General features: G+C 68.2%; 1 protein-coding gene. It reads right to left on the reverse strand.

Annotated features, from left to right (window positions below):
* Positions 1-384 precede the first annotated feature (384 nt).
* Positions 385-981, reverse strand: coding sequence for a hypothetical protein (locus tag CLV92_RS20815; protein WP_146099725.1), 597 nt, complete (start codon positions 979-981; stop codon positions 385-387).
* Positions 982-1277 lie beyond the last annotated feature (296 nt).

The raw sequence follows: 1277 nt of genomic DNA on the forward strand, positions 1-1277 counted from the left end.
TCACGCAACTCCGCGGGGTAACGCTTGGACGTGCTCCCTGACATGACTCCATCCTTCCCAAGGAACGGAGTCTCCGGACTCGCCGGGGCGGTTCAGCGGCGTGAGCGCGCATCTCGTGCAGAAGTCCGGCGGATGATCGGGGTCTACTTCCTGGCCTTCTTGAACCCGGAGCGCAAGCTCCTGGACAACCCGTTCACCCCTTACCGCCAGGGTGGCCGAACATGACCAGCGTAGGTCGCGGTGCTGCGAGCCATGGACTCGATCGTTCGCCCATCCGCATGATCACGCAGTCCAGCACCGCCGTGATCGCGCACTGAGCGCGGCGTGAGCGGACGTCTCCGCAGTGGTCCGCCGGGGGGGCTCAACCGCTCCAAGTCGTGCTGCTCACCAGCTCGCGGTCCACACGTACCAGGGACCGTCGAGGTGGTGGAACTGCGGGGACTCGAACCAGCCGGTCTCCAGGTCGTGGCGTGGCCCGTCGGGGAAGTACGCGAAGCCGGTGTCCACCGTCCCGCTGACGTGCTGGTCCGTGAAGATGACCCCGCCCAGCACGCGACTGGCCGAGACCCGATACGCACCCACCCGCCCCTGCGTCTGCAGCGGGACCCACTCATCCACCCGCGCAGGAGCTGGCGGCAAGTCGCGCACGGCCACCTCGAAAGCCGGACGACTGAACTCCCAGCGCTTCTGGAACGGCACGTCGTGGGCGACCAGGCTCAGCACCAGCACCCCGACGAACGGTGCGAGGAGGAACCACCACGACCACCTCGGCGGCTTCTGCACGAAGACGATTACCCGCACCATCCACACCAGCGCCGCGCAACACAGGACGGCCGTGGCGGTCGCCAGGGCCAGCAGCGACCAGATCGGTCCGCTGACCGCCCACAACAGCAGCAGGGTCGGGGGCAGCAGGAGGACGTGGAAGCCCCAACGTGGCGGTCGCGCACGCCATGACGAGATGACGGACGGTACGTCATCCACGTCGGGTCCAGTCCCGCCCAGCTCCACTGTCATGGCGCCCACCGTGACAGTGCCCGAGTCGTCCAGTTCCTCTCCGCCGAGCACCACTGCCCCGTCCGGGTGACGACGAATCCGGACATGACCCGCGGTCGCGCAAGGTCACCCGCTCACTGCCCGGAGCACCCCGCCAGTGCCAACCAGCACCCTGATCGCGCACTGACGGCGGCTACTTGTTCACTGGTGGCACGGCAACGGCCCGGCCAGGCTGTGTCGAGGTGCCCGGCGTGACGCTCTCTTTGCGGCTGCCCACCCGCTGG

The organism is Kineococcus xinjiangensis, assembly GCF_002934625.1.
Lineage (GTDB): Bacteria > Actinomycetota > Actinomycetes > Actinomycetales > Kineococcaceae > Kineococcus_A > Kineococcus_A xinjiangensis.